The 13,427-nt window shown below is 63.2% G+C and carries 12 protein-coding genes and 1 pseudogene; 9 read left to right on the forward strand and 4 right to left on the reverse strand.

Annotated features, from left to right (window positions below):
* The first annotated feature begins 130 nt into the window (after positions 1–130).
* A complete protein-coding gene (locus AB3G88_RS10760) occupies positions 131–2,092 on the forward strand; it encodes a sigma-54 interaction domain-containing protein (RefSeq protein WP_250926412.1) in 1,962 nt (653 codons plus the stop codon).
* A gap of 69 nt (positions 2,093–2,161) precedes the next feature.
* On the opposite strand, the gene AB3G88_RS10765 is transcribed toward AB3G88_RS10760, so the two are convergent.
* Entirely contained in the window at positions 2,162–3,211 is a 1,050-nt protein-coding gene (locus tag AB3G88_RS10765; protein ID WP_480453959.1) for a LacI family DNA-binding transcriptional regulator, read from the reverse strand.
* A gap of 162 nt (positions 3,212–3,373) precedes the next feature.
* Here AB3G88_RS10765 and AB3G88_RS10770 point away from each other — a divergent pair, with 162 nt between their 5' ends.
* From AB3G88_RS10770 to AB3G88_RS10785, 4 genes are read left to right on the forward strand one after another with little or no spacing between them, the layout of a single operon-like run.
* Positions 3,374–4,468, forward strand: coding sequence for a fatty acid desaturase family protein (locus tag AB3G88_RS10770; protein WP_112194786.1), 1,095 nt, complete (start codon positions 3,374–3,376; stop codon positions 4,466–4,468).
* Between the two features lie 27 nt (positions 4,469–4,495).
* On the forward strand, positions 4,496–4,816 hold the full coding sequence (locus tag AB3G88_RS10775; protein WP_099586413.1) for a MocE family 2Fe-2S type ferredoxin: 321 nt from the start codon (positions 4,496–4,498) through the stop codon (positions 4,814–4,816).
* A 2-nt stretch (positions 4,817–4,818) separates the two neighbouring features.
* On the forward strand, positions 4,819–6,018 hold the full coding sequence (locus AB3G88_RS10780; protein ID WP_400529677.1) for an NAD(P)/FAD-dependent oxidoreductase: 1,200 nt from the start codon (positions 4,819–4,821) through the stop codon (positions 6,016–6,018).
* A gap of 1 nt (position 6,019) precedes the next feature.
* A complete protein-coding gene (locus AB3G88_RS10785) occupies positions 6,020–6,844 on the forward strand; it encodes a sugar phosphate isomerase/epimerase family protein (protein WP_480453962.1) in 825 nt (274 codons plus the stop codon).
* A 298-nt stretch (positions 6,845–7,142) separates the two neighbouring features.
* On the opposite strand, the gene AB3G88_RS10790 is transcribed toward AB3G88_RS10785, so the two are convergent.
* Complete coding sequence (locus tag AB3G88_RS10790; protein ID WP_480453963.1) at positions 7,143–8,018, reverse strand: undecaprenyl-diphosphate phosphatase; 876 nt, start codon at positions 8,016–8,018, stop codon at positions 7,143–7,145.
* A 178-nt stretch (positions 8,019–8,196) separates the two neighbouring features.
* Between AB3G88_RS10790 and AB3G88_RS10795 the strand changes: the two genes are divergently transcribed.
* Positions 8,197–8,703, forward strand: a complete 507-nt coding sequence (locus AB3G88_RS10795) for a GNAT family N-acetyltransferase (protein ID WP_158878778.1) — start codon at positions 8,197–8,199, stop codon at positions 8,701–8,703.
* Here the strand turns inward: AB3G88_RS10795 and AB3G88_RS10800 are convergent.
* Entirely contained in the window at positions 8,681–9,625 is a 945-nt protein-coding gene (locus AB3G88_RS10800) for a GlxA family transcriptional regulator (RefSeq protein ID WP_099586417.1), read from the reverse strand. The two genes, AB3G88_RS10795 and AB3G88_RS10800, sit on opposite strands and share 23 nt — an antisense overlap.
* Positions 9,626–9,798: 173 nt before the next feature.
* Between AB3G88_RS10800 and AB3G88_RS10805 the strand changes: the two are divergent.
* The 3 genes and pseudogenes from AB3G88_RS10805 (at position 9,799) to AB3G88_RS10815 (ending at position 12,305) form a co-directional block, all read left to right on the forward strand.
* Positions 9,799–10,426: pseudogene (locus AB3G88_RS10805) on the forward strand (TetR/AcrR family transcriptional regulator).
* Positions 10,423–11,103, forward strand: a complete 681-nt coding sequence (locus AB3G88_RS10810) for a type 1 glutamine amidotransferase domain-containing protein (protein ID WP_480453966.1) — start codon at positions 10,423–10,425, stop codon at positions 11,101–11,103. The pseudogene AB3G88_RS10805 and the gene AB3G88_RS10810 overlap by 4 nt, the downstream one beginning before the upstream one ends.
* Before the next feature lie 77 nt (positions 11,104–11,180).
* Complete coding sequence (locus AB3G88_RS10815) at positions 11,181–12,305, forward strand: alkene reductase (protein ID WP_099586437.1); 1,125 nt, start codon at positions 11,181–11,183, stop codon at positions 12,303–12,305.
* A gap of 61 nt (positions 12,306–12,366) precedes the next feature.
* Here the strand turns inward: AB3G88_RS10815 and AB3G88_RS10820 are convergent, their stop codons facing one another.
* Positions 12,367–13,365, reverse strand: coding sequence for an NAD(P)H-quinone oxidoreductase (locus AB3G88_RS10820; protein ID WP_480453968.1), 999 nt, complete (start codon positions 13,363–13,365; stop codon positions 12,367–12,369).
* Between the last annotated feature and the right edge of the window lie 62 nt (positions 13,366–13,427).

A 13,427-nucleotide genomic window follows, 5' to 3' on the forward strand; every position in this document is an offset into this window, starting at 1 on the left:
GGAGCAAAGCCTGTGCCAATTCGTAAGTTGCTGATATTTATAGATTTATAGAAATTCAATAAACAAAATGTGTTCATTTGGATGACATGTCTATACTGACATGTCAAAAATATGAACATGGATAACCGTGATGAGCATGGCCTTCAGCGTACAAGACCTCGACTACCTGACAGCCCTCGGGCCTGCTGCGCTGAACGACGGCCCAATCAATGCCTTGGAGCAAGCGTGGCAGGGTTGCCAGGAACATTTGGTCGAACGCCCGGCCGATGTGCGCCAGGTGATCTGGGATTCATGGCGGCGCAGCGTCGAGGCGGGTATCGATCCTGCCGACAGCCAATACCGTTTTGTCGACCCTCACATCCTGGCTGCCACCCTGGCCAGCCACCGCGTGCTGATCGCGGCCGCAGCCCAAGTCATGCATGGCCTGCTGGCCTACAACCCTCGCGGGCATATCAACCTTACCGATGCCGACGGCACCACCCTGTATTTCTGCGGGCTGGACATTACCCCCGTGGGCAGCCGCCTGTCGGAGTCGGTACAAGGCACCAACTGCACCGGCCTGGCCCTGGCCGAAGACCGCCTGGTGTATGTGCTGGCCGAGGAAAATTTCGCCGTTGGCCTGCGCCAGCGCCGCATGCACTGCGCCGCCGCGCCAATCAAGAATGCCCAGGGCCAGACCTTGGCCATGCTCACCCTCACCGCCGAGCCCGGTTGGTTCCACTTCCACACCTTGGGCACCGTGCAAGCTGCCGCCGAAGCCGTATCACGCCAGATGGCCCTGCAAGCGCTGCTTGAAGAACAGCAAACCGTGCTCGAAGTGCTTAACGAAGGCCTGGTGGTATTGGATGAACGCGGCTGCATCAAGGCGCTCAACCGCTATGCCCGGCAGTTGTTCCAGGTCGGGCCGGAGTTGGTGGGCAGCCCCTTCCAGCGCCTGGGCCGCAGCGAACTGAGCGATGCGCTGGGTGAGCCGGTGCGTGACCTCGATTGCACCTTCCACCTGCACGACCGCAGCCAACTCGCCTGCCTGGTCTCAGTGTGCCCGCTGGAACAGGGTGGGGTGATCGTGTCGCTGCGCGAGAACCGGCGCATCCGCGAAATCACCCGGCGCCTTGTCGGCACCCAGGCGCGGTATACCTTCGAGACCCTGCAGGGCACCTCGCGGGCGATCCAGGACGCGCTGCACCTGGCGCGCATCGCCAGTCGCAGTGACGCCACCACCCTGATCCTGGGTGAAAGCGGCACCGGCAAGGAGTTGTTCGCCCAGGCGATCCATAACGCCAGCGAGCGCTGCAACGGCCCGTTCGTGGCGGTCAACTGCGGCGCGATTCCACGGGACCTGGTGCAGAGTGAACTGTTCGGCCATGTCGAAGGCGCGTTCACCGGCTCGGCGCGGGGCGGCTCGGCGGGCAAGTTCGAACTGGCGGATGGCGGCACCATTTTCCTGGACGAGATCGGTGACATGTCCTTCGACGCCCAGGTCAGCCTGCTGCGGGTGTTGCAGGAGGGTGAAATTGCGCGGGTCGGCGCAAAAAGCGCACGCCAGGTGGACGTACGCATCATCGCCGCCACCCACCGCAACCTCAGCCAGGCCGTGGCCGAAGGCGCGTTCCGCGAAGACCTCTACTACCGCCTCAACGTGCTGAACCTGACCGTGCCGCCGTTGCGCATGCGCCGTGAAGACATCCCGCTGCTGGCGCGGCACTTCCTCACGCGTTGCGCGCGCTCGTTGCGAAAATCGGTGCAGGGTTTTTCGCCGGAGGCCTTGGCCTTGCTCTCGGCCCACGGCTGGCCGGGCAATGTGCGGGAGCTGGAAAACGCCATCGAACGGGCGACCAACCTGGCGACGGGGGAACTCATCCAATCGGCCGACTTACCCCTGGAAACCAGGCCGCGAGCCACGCTGCGCCATTCCGAGCCCCAGCCCGCCCAAGACCTGAGCAGCCACGAGATGCACGCCATCATCGCCGCGCTCAAAAGCACCCGCGGCAACATCCGCCTGGCCGCCCAACAACTGAACGTATCGCGGGGTGGGCTGTACAACAAAATGAGCCGATTCGGGCTGAATGCCGGGGATTTTCGCGGCGCGTAAATTCAAAATATGGCCACAGAAGCCCCTCACCACAGAAACCAGGTCACCACAACAGCGCATGACGTCGCTTCAGTCACACATATTTTCGGACGTCACAATCTGCGGCGCGATATGCACCCGATGCCGCATCGCATCAAACCCTTCGGCACTCTGCAACTCCACCAACAGCTCCACCAGCGCCACCGCTGTCTGCCGTGGCTGTGAGTCCATCACCACATCAATCAAGCCCTGGCTCAGCGCCTGGCGAGACAGCTCGGTGGACTCCTGCAGGATGCAACACAGCGCCGGGCGCTTGGGCAGCTGCGCCAGGGCGCTGATGATGCCGTCGCCGCCGCCGCCCACCACGCACAGGCCGCGCAGGTCGCTGTGGCGGGTGAGCAGGTCGAGGGTGGCTTCTTCGGTGATGTCGCAGTTGTCCAGGTTGATCAGCGGCTCCAGCGGCTTGAGCCCCGGCGCGTGTTCGGCCAAATAGCTGTGCAGGCCTTCGACCCGTGCCTGATGCCCCAGGAACCGGTGACCGCCCAATAGAATCCCGACGCTGCCTTTGCGCGCGCCACAGGTGCGGGCGAGCAGCCAGCCCATGGTGCGCCCGACCACATGGTTGTCCTGGCCGACATACGGTTCCAGGGCCTGTTCATGGATATCCGAGAGCAGGGCGACCACCGGCACGCCGGCCTCGCGGATCTGCGCCAGGCAGGCATTGATCAGCGGGTGGGCAAAGCTGACCACCGCCAGGGCATCACACTGCACGGCCAGTTGCTCGATCTGCGCGACGATGGCGCTGGGCGTGCGGTCGTTGATGTATTCGAACTGACAGGTCAGGTTGGCCGTGGCGTGATGCTGCGCGGCGTCGCTGATCGACTGCGCCAGGTGCGCATAGAACGCCTGGGCGGTGCCCAGCAGCAGAATGCCGAAGCGATAGGTGGGCCGGCGTTCGCGGATGCGTTGGCCAATCAGCCGCGCCGCAAAATAGCCCACGGCTTCGGCGGCCTGGAATACTTGCTCGGCCGTTTCCGGATTCACCGGAGCACGCGCATTCAGCACCCGATCAACAGTCGCCACACTCAGGCCCGCATGGGCGGCGACGGTGGCAATGGTTGGGCGTTTATTGTTGTTCATGACAGCCCTCTTGAACGTCTTGATAGAAAACTATCAAGCCCCGCTGGGCCTGGATGATAGCTTGATAGGGAATGGATTCAAGGCCTTGAGGGTGATTTAGCCGCACTCTATCGTTGGTTTCGCAAAGCACCAGAAACCACCCGCTTGCGGAGAACAATAACAATGCCTGAACACACCGCTCACACCGCCCGGCGCGACTACAGCCTGACCGGCCCGGAAGCCGCCCGCGCGGCGGAAAAAGGCCTGGTCTCGGCCAGTTGGTACCAATCGCCGATTTCCCGTAAACGCATGAAAGAACTGATGCAGCGCCGCGACGGCCCGGCCTTGCGCGACACCGCGATCTGGGTGAGCGCGCTGTTCGCCACCGGTTTCGGCGGCTACTGGTTCTGGGGCTCCTGGGCCTGCGTGCCGTTCTTCCTCGCCTATGGCGTGCTCTACGGCACGGCGTCCAACCCGCGCTGGCACGAAACCGGCCACGGCACCGCGTTCAAGACCCGTTGGATGAACGACGTGCTGTACCAGGTCGCCAGCTTCATGTGCATCTTCGAGCCCCATGTCTGGCGCTGGAGCCATGCCCGGCACCACACCGATACCATCGTGGTTGGCCGCGACCCGGAAATCGTCGAACCGCGTCCGCCGAGCTTCTTGATGATGTTCCTCAGCCTGTTCAACCTGCCTTTGGCGTGGAAAACCTTCAGCGGCGTGGCGCGTCATGCGGTGGGCCAGATGAGTGCCCAGGAAGCGGACTTTATCCCCGAATCCGAGTGGCCCAAGGTGTTCCGCGCCGCGCGGATCTGGGTTGGCATTTATGCGCTGGTCATTGGCACTGCGCTGTACCTGCACAGCTGGTTGCCGCTGATGCTGGTGGGGTTGCCGAGCATCTACGGCGCCTGGCTCGGCTACCTGTTCGGCCTTACCCAGCATGTGGGCCTGGCCGAAGACGTGCTCGACCACCGCAGCAACTGCCGCACCATCTACATGAACCGCGTGCTGCGCTTTATCTACATGGACATGAACTACCACCTCGAACACCACATGTACCCGATGGTGCCGTACCACGCCCTCGCGCAGTTGCACGAAGAGATCCGCAACGACTGCCCGCCGCCGTATGCGAATATTTTCGAGGCCTACCGGGAAATCCTGCCGACCGTCTGGAAGCAGCGCAGCGATCCGACGTATTTCATCCAGCGGCCGATTCGCCCGAGCGCGGAGCCGGCTGCCAATGCCCCGATGAGTGCCGAAGCCGCAGTCAGCTGAACCCCATCTATAACAAGAGAAACCGCCATGAACGATCAATGGATCGACGTCTGCGCCGTGGGCGAGATAGACGAAGAAGACGTGCTGCGCTTCGACCACGGGCCCCACACCTATGCGGTGTATCGCTCGGCCGATAATGAGTTTTTCGCCACCGCCGGCCTGTGCACCCACGAGAAAATCCACCTCGCCGATGGCCTGGTGATGGACCACGTCATCGAGTGCCCCAAGCACAACGGGCGGTTTGATTACCGCACCGGCAAGGCCATGGGCGCGCCGGTGTGCGTCAACCTCAAGACCTACCCGGTGCGGGTCGAAGCGGGGCGGGTACTGCTCGCTGTCACGGTGTGATGATGAACGCACCCCTGATCATCGTCGGCGCCGGCCATGCCGGTGGCCGTGCGGCGCTGACCCTGCGCGAAGAAGGTTATACCGGGCGCCTGGTCCTGATCGGCGATGAGCCGCACCTGCCCTACGAGCGACCGCCGCTGTCCAAAGGCCTCTTGCAGGGCACGGCGGACCTGGCGGCGTGCAGCCTGTGCGACAGCTCGCGCCTGGCCGAACTGGGCATCGAGCATATCGCCGCCAACCCGGTGACGCAGTTGGAGCCGCAGCACCATCGCCTGCAACTCGCCGACGGCCAGTGGCTGGCCTATGCCGGTTTGCTGCTGGCCACCGGCGGGCGGGCGCGACGTTTGCCCCAGGCGCAGGCCAATGTGCTTTACCTGCGCACCCACGACGAGGCCCTGGCCCTGCGCAGTGCCTTGCGTCCGGGTACACGGCTGGTGATTGTCGGCGGCGGGTTCATCGGCCTGGAAGTGGCCGCCACTGCCCGGGGCCTGGGGTGTGAGGTCACGGTGCTGGAAGCCGGGCCGCGCCTGGCGGGGCGGGTGCTGCCGCCGGTGATCAGCCAGGCGCTGCTGGATCTGCACCGCCAGCAAGGCGTGGACGTGCGCTTGAATGTGGCACTGGAATCCGTCCATGACGACGCCGTGCAACTGGTCGACGGGCAGTTGCTGCCCTGCGATCTGGTGGTGGTCGGCATCGGCATGCAACCCAATCTGGAACTGGCCGCCAATGCGGGGCTGGAGGTAGGGCAGGGCATCCGCGTAGATGCACACCTGCGCACCAGCGCGCCGGACATCTATGCGGCCGGCGATGTCTGTGAGTTTCGCCTCGATGGCCTGTACCAACGCCAGGAAACCTGGCGCAACGCCGAGGCCCAGGGGCGGCATGCGGCGCTGAATATGCTGGGGCGTGAAGTGCCTTTCGAAGCGATTCCCGGTTTCTGGTCTGATCAATACGACTGGGGCTTACAGACAGTGGGCGCGATGACCCCGCACCTGATCAGTCGTGCCTTGCCGGCCGGCGGCCTGCTGCTGTTCTACCTCAATGCCGACGGGCATTTGCAAGGCGCCTGCGGCTGGGCGCCCGGCAACAGCGTGGCCAAGGATATCAAGCTGTGCGAACGCCTGATCACGGCGCGCGCGGTGCTCAACCCGTCCAGCCTGGCAGACCCCGAGCTGTCCCTCAAACACTTGCTGCGGAGCTGATATGCGCCCATTCCTGGTATTCCAATCCCTGTGGGCCATGCAGACCGAGCCCGGCCCGCTCGAAGCGCAGCTGGATCGAATCGCCGCAGCCGGCTTCGACGGCATCACCGACCATTACTGGAAACCCGCTGATGTGACACGCCTGCACGCCGCCGCGACGGCGCGGGGCTTGCAGATCGAAGGCCAGCTGTTTCCGCAATCGGTGGATGACCTCGCCGCCGCGCTGGATGTAATCAGCCGCTACGGCTGCCACCACCTCACCCTGCAAGCCGACGTGCGCCCGCGCACCCAGGCCGACGCGGCGCGGCTGATCGAAGGTTGGCAGCGCCTGGCCGAGCAGGTGGATTTTCCGGTGCTGCTGGAAACCCACCGGTATCGCCTGACCAACGACCTGCTGTTCACCCTCGACCTGCTGGCGCAAATGCCCGACTTGAAGTTGCTGGCCGACCTGTCCCACTACGTGGTGGGGCGCGAGTTGCCCGAGCCGGGCGCGGTGGAAGACGACGAACAGATCCGCACGATCCTGCGCCACAGCTGGGGGTTTCATGGCCGCGTGGCCAGCAGCGAGCAGGTGCAGGTCTCAATGGCATTCCCCCAGTATCAGGCCTGGGTCGAGCGGTTTATTGGCTGGTGGCGCTACGGCATCGAAGACTGGTTGGCGCGCTCCGACACAGGGCAGAGCCTGTCGTTCACCTGCGAACTGGGCCCGCCGCCGTATGCGATCACCGGTGCCGATGGGCGTGAAATCAGTGATCGCTGGGCTGAGGCGTTGAAGATGCAGGGGTTGATTCGCCAGGTTTGGAACGACTGCCAAACCCTGGTCTGAAGGCGGCCTTACGAGAGTGGGCATATTCTGTATGGTGACCTGGCTTTTGTGGTGAGCATGCTTTTGTGGTGAGCGGGCCTCTATGGTGAGCAGGCTTCTGTGGTGAGCGGGCTTGCCCCGCGCTGGGCTGCGAAGCAGCCCCATTAAGAACGCCGCGTTTTTTCAGGTAAATCCCAGTGTCAGGTTTTGGGGCCGCTTCGCAGCCCAGCGCGGGGCAAGCCCGCTCACCACAGAAGCCAGACCACTACAGAAGCCATGCCACCACAGAGGCCCGCTCACCCCAAAAGAGCACGCTACCTTACCCGGCCAACATCCCGGTGCTCACCGCCACAATCAGGAACACCCCCAACAACGCCCGGTAGATCACGAACGGCCAGGTGGAGAACCGCTCCAGAAACTTCATCAGGCCCCAGATCGCAAAAAACGCCGAGACGCTGGCCACCACCAGGCCAAACAACAGGTGCGGCCAGGCATGGGCTGGCAGATCGGCGTGCAGCAACACCCACAGTTCTTTCAAACCGGCGAGGGCGATAGCAGGCAGGCCCAGCAGGAAAGAAAACCGTGCGGCTTCTTCACGCTTGAAGTTGAGGAACAACGCGGCGGTAAGCGTCGAACCCGAACGCGACACCCCTGGAATCAACGCGCCAATCTGCGCCACACCCACGATCAGCGCATCGCGCAGGCGCATCTGGCTCACGTCGCGGGTGTGCCGTGCACGTAGCTCGGCTGCCGCGAGCAACACCGCCATCACCAGGCAGGAAATACCAATCACCCTCAAACCACGCATTGGCGAGTTGCAGCTGTTGAGGGTCGACGACAGTGCCAGGCCAGCGATACAGATCGGAATCGTCGCCAGCACAATCGCTACCGCGAGCTTGAACCACCGGTCGTTGTAGTCGCCACGGCGCACTGCACCAATGCTGCCAGTCGTCACCTGCTGCACATCGCGCCAGAAATAACTGACCACCGCCGCCAGTGCCGCCAACTGCATGGCCGCCGAAAACGCCGAACCGGGATCCTGCCAGCCGAGCAGGGCGGGCACCACGCGCATGTGAGCGGTGGACGACACCGGCAACAATTCAGTAATGCCCTGGATAACACCGAGGATGAAGATCTGCAGGTAATCCAGGGACGCAAAGCCCACATCCAGGCCGGCGGAACAGACGTTCGTCAAAATACGTGTCCTTGAGAAAAGGGAGATATCTGCGAAGTTTATTCGAAATGTTTCAGCGCTTCGGCAGGGCCGAAGGCTATTTGCAATCGGTTCAGCAATTAGAAAGGTTCGCGACGCTATTGGACTGTTCCGAGGTTTTGTGAACAATGGCGCCCTGCGTTTTTTGACCGAGAGCCCCATGCCCGAAACCACCGTGGAACTGATCCAGACCGGCCCCGAAGAAGCCGAGTTGATCCGCAACCTCTACCAGTATTACGCCTATGAGTCGTCGGACTGGGAGCAGGAAGATGTCGAGGCCGACGGCCGCTTCTACATCCATGACGAGCACCTGAACCGCTACTGGCAAGACCCGCGCTGGAGCGCCAACCTGCTGCTGGTCGATGGCTATATCGCGGGGTTCCTGTTGATCGAGGACAGTGAGGTATCAGGCATCGACGCCCTGGAACTGGCCGACCTGTTCATCCTCAAGCGCTACCGCCGCAAAGGCATCGGCCGCGCCATTGCCACCCAGGTGCTGTCCAGCGGCGAGGCCAATTGGCTGGTGCGCTTTTATGACCAGGATGAAGTGTCCCAGGCGTTCTGGCGCACGGTGCTGGACAACCTGCCGCGCCCGGTGCAGACCCTCGAACTGGACGACGAGCCGCAGTTGGTGAGCTACTTGATCACGCGAGCGGCGCTGCATTAAACGCCTGCTGCATCGCCTGGGGTGGCTGCCCGAATGCCCGTAGAAACGCTTGGCGCATGCGCTCGCGATCACCGAAGCCGGTTTCGCGGGCCACCACTTCCACCGGGTGACGGCTGGTTTCCATCATTGCCCGCGCAGCTTCCACGCGCAGGGCTTCGATGGCCTTGGCCGGGGTTTGCCCGGTTTCTTCGCGGAACACCCGGCTGAACTGGCGCGGGCTCAAACGGGCGACGTCGGCCAGGGCTTCGACGGACAGGTCATGGGTGAGGTTCTCGCGGGCGTAGGCCAGGGCCAGTTGCACGCGGTCGGACTTGGGGTCCAGCTCCAGCAGGGCCGACAATTGCGACTGCTCGCTGCCCCGGCGCTGGGCGATCACCAGTTTGCGTGCAATGCGCCGGGCAAGGTCGCTGCCCAAATCGTTCTCCACCATCGCCAGCGCCATGTCCACACCGGCGCTCATGCCGGCGCCGGTCCATACCTGGCCGTCCACCACAAACAGTTTGTCTTCTTCCAGTTGGATAGCCGGGTAGCGCTTGCGAAACGCCGGGGCGTGAATCCAGTGGGTGGTGGTGCGCTTGCCTTCCAGCAACCCGGCGTCGGCCAGCACAAAGATGCCCATGCACAACGAGGCCACGCGGCGTGATTGCGCCGAGGCCGCCTTGACCAAGTCCAGCAGGTTGGCCTCCGGCAGGCGGAATTCCAAATAACCGCTGACGATCAGCGTGTCATAGCCCTCGGGCCGAATCGGCGAGGTGTTCACCGAAAAACCCTGGGAGGTCATCACCGCGCCGCCGCTTTCAGAGACCAGGTGAAACTCATAGGCCGGCTCCCCGCGCAGCAGGTTCGCGCACTCGAACACCGAGCCCAGGCTGAGGCTCAGGGATTGAAAGTTCGGGTAAACCATCAGCGCAACGCTGTGCATCGTCATTCTCCAAGGGGCGCGGGAGGGTGGATTGTCGGCGCGTGCCGGGCAAACGGCAACCCGCGCCGGCTCATGTCCGGAATCCTTGCGTATCTGACATTGTGAGGGTGCGGCGTGGCCCCTAACATTCCATCAACGAACTAGACGACTGGTCTAATCGGACGGGATCAAGCATGAACAGCGAAACCAAAAATGCACGACAGACCATTCTGGACACGGCGCAAGTGATTGTCGGCCGCAAGGGATTTTCTGCGGTGGGCCTGAATGAAATCCTTCAAGCCGCCGACGTGCCCAAGGGGTCGTTCTATCACTACTTCACCTCCAAGGACGGCTTCGGTGTGGTGTTGCTCAACACCTACTTCGACCACTACGTACACGGCATGCAGCAGCTGTTCGACCAACCCGGTTTAACCCAGCACGCCAAGTTGATGCGCTATTGGGACGCCTGGATCGACAATCAGACCGGCTGCACCGAGGCGGGCAAATGCCTTGCCGTCAAACTGGGTGCCGAGGTGTCTGACCTTTCAGAGCCGATGCGTCTGGCCCTGCAACGCGGCACTTCGCGCACCATTGCATTACTCGCCGTGGCGCTGCAGCGCGGCATTGAAGACGGCTCATTGCGGCTTCAGCACCGCCCGCAGGACTTGGCCCAGCAGCTGTACGCGCTGTGGCTGGGGAGCAGCGTCATGAGCAAGATCACCCTGACATCCGCGCCGTTTGATGAGGCGTTGTTGCTGACCCGACAGCTGTTGGGTCGCCCTGAACACACTGATATTCACTGATCGAGGCACTGGAAAATGAAAAAAGTATTAATGGTACTGACCTCTCACGACCAGCTTGGCGATACCGGGCGCAAGACCGGCTTCTGGCTCGAAGAGTTTGCCGCGCCGTATTACGCATTCAAGGACGCCGGCGCCGACGTGGTGCTGGCCTCCCCAGCCGGTGGCCAGCCGCCGTTGGACCCGGTCAGCGACAAGCCGGATGCGCAAACCGAGCAGACCCGCCGCTTCGCCGCCGACCCGGCCGCGCAGCGGGCATTGGCCAACACCGTCAAGCTGGACACGGTCAACGTGGATGCCTTTGACACGGTGTTCTACCCAGGCGGTCACGGCCCGTTGTGGGACCTGGCGGAGTCGCCGGTGTCCATCGCACTGATCGAAGCGTTTGAGCGTGCCGGCAAGCCCATCGGTTTTGTCTGCCATGCGCCGGGCGCGCTGCGTCACGTCAAGGCGGTCAATGGTGAGCCGTTGATCAAGGGTCGCCGCGTGACTGGCTTCTCCAACTCTGAAGAAGAAGCCGTAGGCCTGACCAGCGTGGTGCCATTCCTGATTGAAGATGAATTCAAGAAGCTGGGCGGCAAGTACGAGAAGGGCGCCGACTGGGCATCCTTCGTGCTCGTCGATGGCCTGCTGGTCACCGGGCAGAACCCCGGCAGCTCCAGCGATGTGGCCAAGGCCCTGCTGAAACTCACCGCTTAACTTAATCAACCACTCGATTCGTTGGCGACTCTTTGGAGTCGCCAATGCTTTCGTGCGCCCCGAATTTGGAAAAAACCATGACTGACACCGTTTTAAGTACCCCGGTAAAACTGGGCCATCACACGCTGACCAACCGTGTCGTGCTGCCCCCGCTGACCCGCCAGCGCAGCGCCCAGCCCGGCGATATCGCCACCGACCTGATGGCCGAGTATTACCGCCAGCGTGCCAGCGCCGGGTTCATGGTCAGCGAAGGCACGCAGATCGAACCCCGTGGCCAGGGTTATGCGTGGACACCGGGCATCTACACCCCGGCGCAGATCGACGGCTGGCGCAAAGTCACCGACGCGGTGCATGCCGACGGCGGGGTGATCTTCGCCCAACTGTGGCATGTGGGGCGCGTCTCCCATAACGCCTTGCAGCCAGGCGGTGCAGCACCGGTGGCGCCTTCTGCGCTGGCGGCCTTGCAAGCCAAAGCCTTCATCGCCACCGGCCCTGGCGCCGGCGAACTGGTGCAACCCCCGGTGCCGCGCGCGTTGAGCACCGCTGAAGTCAAGCAACTGGTGGGGCATTACGCCCAGGCGGCGCGCAACGCCGTGGATGCCGGGTTCGACGGGGTGGAAATCCATTCGGCCAATGGTTACCTGGTCAATCAGTTCATCTCGGCCCATTCCAACACCCGCGATGATGAATACGGCGGCTCGCTGGAAAACCGCCTGCGTTTTCTGCGTGAGATTGTCGAAGCGGTCAGCGCCGTCGTCGGCCCGGAACGCCTTGGCGTGCGGTTCTCGCCGTTGTTCAGCGGCACTGACGAAGACCGTGTGTACATCGGCCTGGTGGAAGAGGACCCGCACCACACCTATATCGAAGCGATCAAGGTGTTGGAGGCGTCGGGCATTGCCTATGTGTCCATCGCCGAGGCCGACTGGGACAACGCGCCGATCCTGCCTGACAGCTTCCGTGAAGCCGTGCGCAGCACCTTCAGCGGTCGCATCATCTATGCCGGTCGCTACACCGCTGAACGCGGCGCGAAACTGGTCGAAGCCGGGCTGGCGGATTTGATCGCATTCGGGCGGCCGTTCATTGCCAACCCGGACCTGCCGCAGCGGATTTTTAATGGCTGGCCATTGAATCCGCTGCGCGAGGCAGGGATGTATGGTGGCGGTGAGGAGGGGTATATCGACTATCCCACGTACCTCGGGTAGTCATGCAATCAATGTGGGAGGGGCTTGCCCCCTCCCACATTTGATGTCTAGCGCCTGCTGGTTACGCGACCCGCAACACAATCTTCCCAATATGATCCCCACCTTCCATCCGTGCATGGGCCTTGGCGGCGTCGGTGTAGTCAAACACCTGGTCGATGATCGGCAAGCAGCGCCCGGCCTCCAGCACCGGCCAGATGTACTCGCGCAGCTGTTCGGCAATCGCGGCTTTTTCGTCCTTGGTGCGTGCGCGCAGCAGCGAGCCGGTGATCACCGCGCGTTTGCCGAGGATGGTCAGCAGGTCGACGTCATTGGCCTTGGCGCCGCCGAGAAAGCCGAGCATCACCAGGTGCCCGTCCATGGCCAGGGCCTTGAGGTTGTTGTTGAGGTACGAGCCACCCATGATGTCGAGGATCACGTCCACACCCTGGCCGTCGGTCTGTTGGGCGATGACCTCGGCAAATGCCTGCTCGCGGTAATTGATCGGCTCGGCGCCCAGCTTCCCGATGGCCGCGCACTTGTCGGCGCTGCCGGCGGTGGCGAAGGCCTGGATGCCGAACTCTCGGCACAACATCAGTGCGGTGGTGCCGATGCCGCTGGTGCCGCCATGGATCAGCACCCGTTGGCCGGTATGCGCATCGCCGAGGCCGAACAGGTTGGCCCACACGGTGAAGAAGGTCTCCGGCACGGCGGCGGCTTGAATCCAGTCCATGCCTTCGGGGATCGGTAAGGCCTGGCCGGCGGGCACCCTGCAAAACTGCGCATAACCGCCGCCATTGGTCAGGGCGCATACCTTGTCGCCGAGGCCGAACTCGGTCACGCCGTCGCCCAGCGCCACCACTTCACCGGCCACTTCCAGACCAGGAATCGGGCTCATGCCGGGTTTCATCGGGTACTTGCCTGCGCGTTGCAGGGCGTCGGGGCGATTGACCCCGGCGGCGTGCACGCGGATCAGGATCTCGCCGGGACCGGCCACAGGTGTTGGCGCCTGGCGCGGTTGCAGCACCTCCGGGCCACCGGGGCTGGTGATTTCGATCAGGGTCATGTGGTTAGGGAGTGTCATTTGAAATTACCTGCAGCGATGAGCGTATGGAGTGGGACCGCATCGGGCGGCCGGCGGTTCAG

The organism is Pseudomonas arvensis (genome assembly GCF_056688935.1).

Bases quoted from the DNA above. Each gene is read 5' to 3' on its own strand.
- AB3G88_RS10760 (WP_250926412.1), top strand. From the start codon at position 131: ATGAGCATGGCCTTCAGCGTACAAGACCTCGACTACCTGACAGCCCTC.
- AB3G88_RS10765 (WP_480453959.1), bottom strand. From the start codon at position 3,211: ATGAACAACAATAAACGCCCAACCATTGCCACCGTCGCCGCCCATGCG.
- AB3G88_RS10770 (WP_112194786.1), top strand. From the start codon at position 3,374: ATGCCTGAACACACCGCTCACACCGCCCGGCGCGACTACAGCCTGACC.
- AB3G88_RS10775 (WP_099586413.1), top strand. From the start codon at position 4,496: ATGAACGATCAATGGATCGACGTCTGCGCCGTGGGCGAGATAGACGAA.
- AB3G88_RS10780 (WP_400529677.1), top strand. From the start codon at position 4,819: ATGAACGCACCCCTGATCATCGTCGGCGCCGGCCATGCCGGTGGCCGT.
- AB3G88_RS10785 (WP_480453962.1), top strand. From the start codon at position 6,020: ATGCGCCCATTCCTGGTATTCCAATCCCTGTGGGCCATGCAGACCGAG.
- AB3G88_RS10795 (WP_158878778.1), top strand. From the start codon at position 8,197: ATGCCCGAAACCACCGTGGAACTGATCCAGACCGGCCCCGAAGAAGCC.
- AB3G88_RS10800 (WP_099586417.1), bottom strand. From the start codon at position 9,625: ATGCACAGCGTTGCGCTGATGGTTTACCCGAACTTTCAATCCCTGAGC.
- AB3G88_RS10810 (WP_480453966.1), top strand. From the start codon at position 10,423: ATGAAAAAAGTATTAATGGTACTGACCTCTCACGACCAGCTTGGCGAT.
- AB3G88_RS10815 (WP_099586437.1), top strand. From the start codon at position 11,181: ATGACTGACACCGTTTTAAGTACCCCGGTAAAACTGGGCCATCACACG.
- AB3G88_RS10820 (WP_480453968.1), bottom strand. From the start codon at position 13,365: ATGACACTCCCTAACCACATGACCCTGATCGAAATCACCAGCCCCGGT.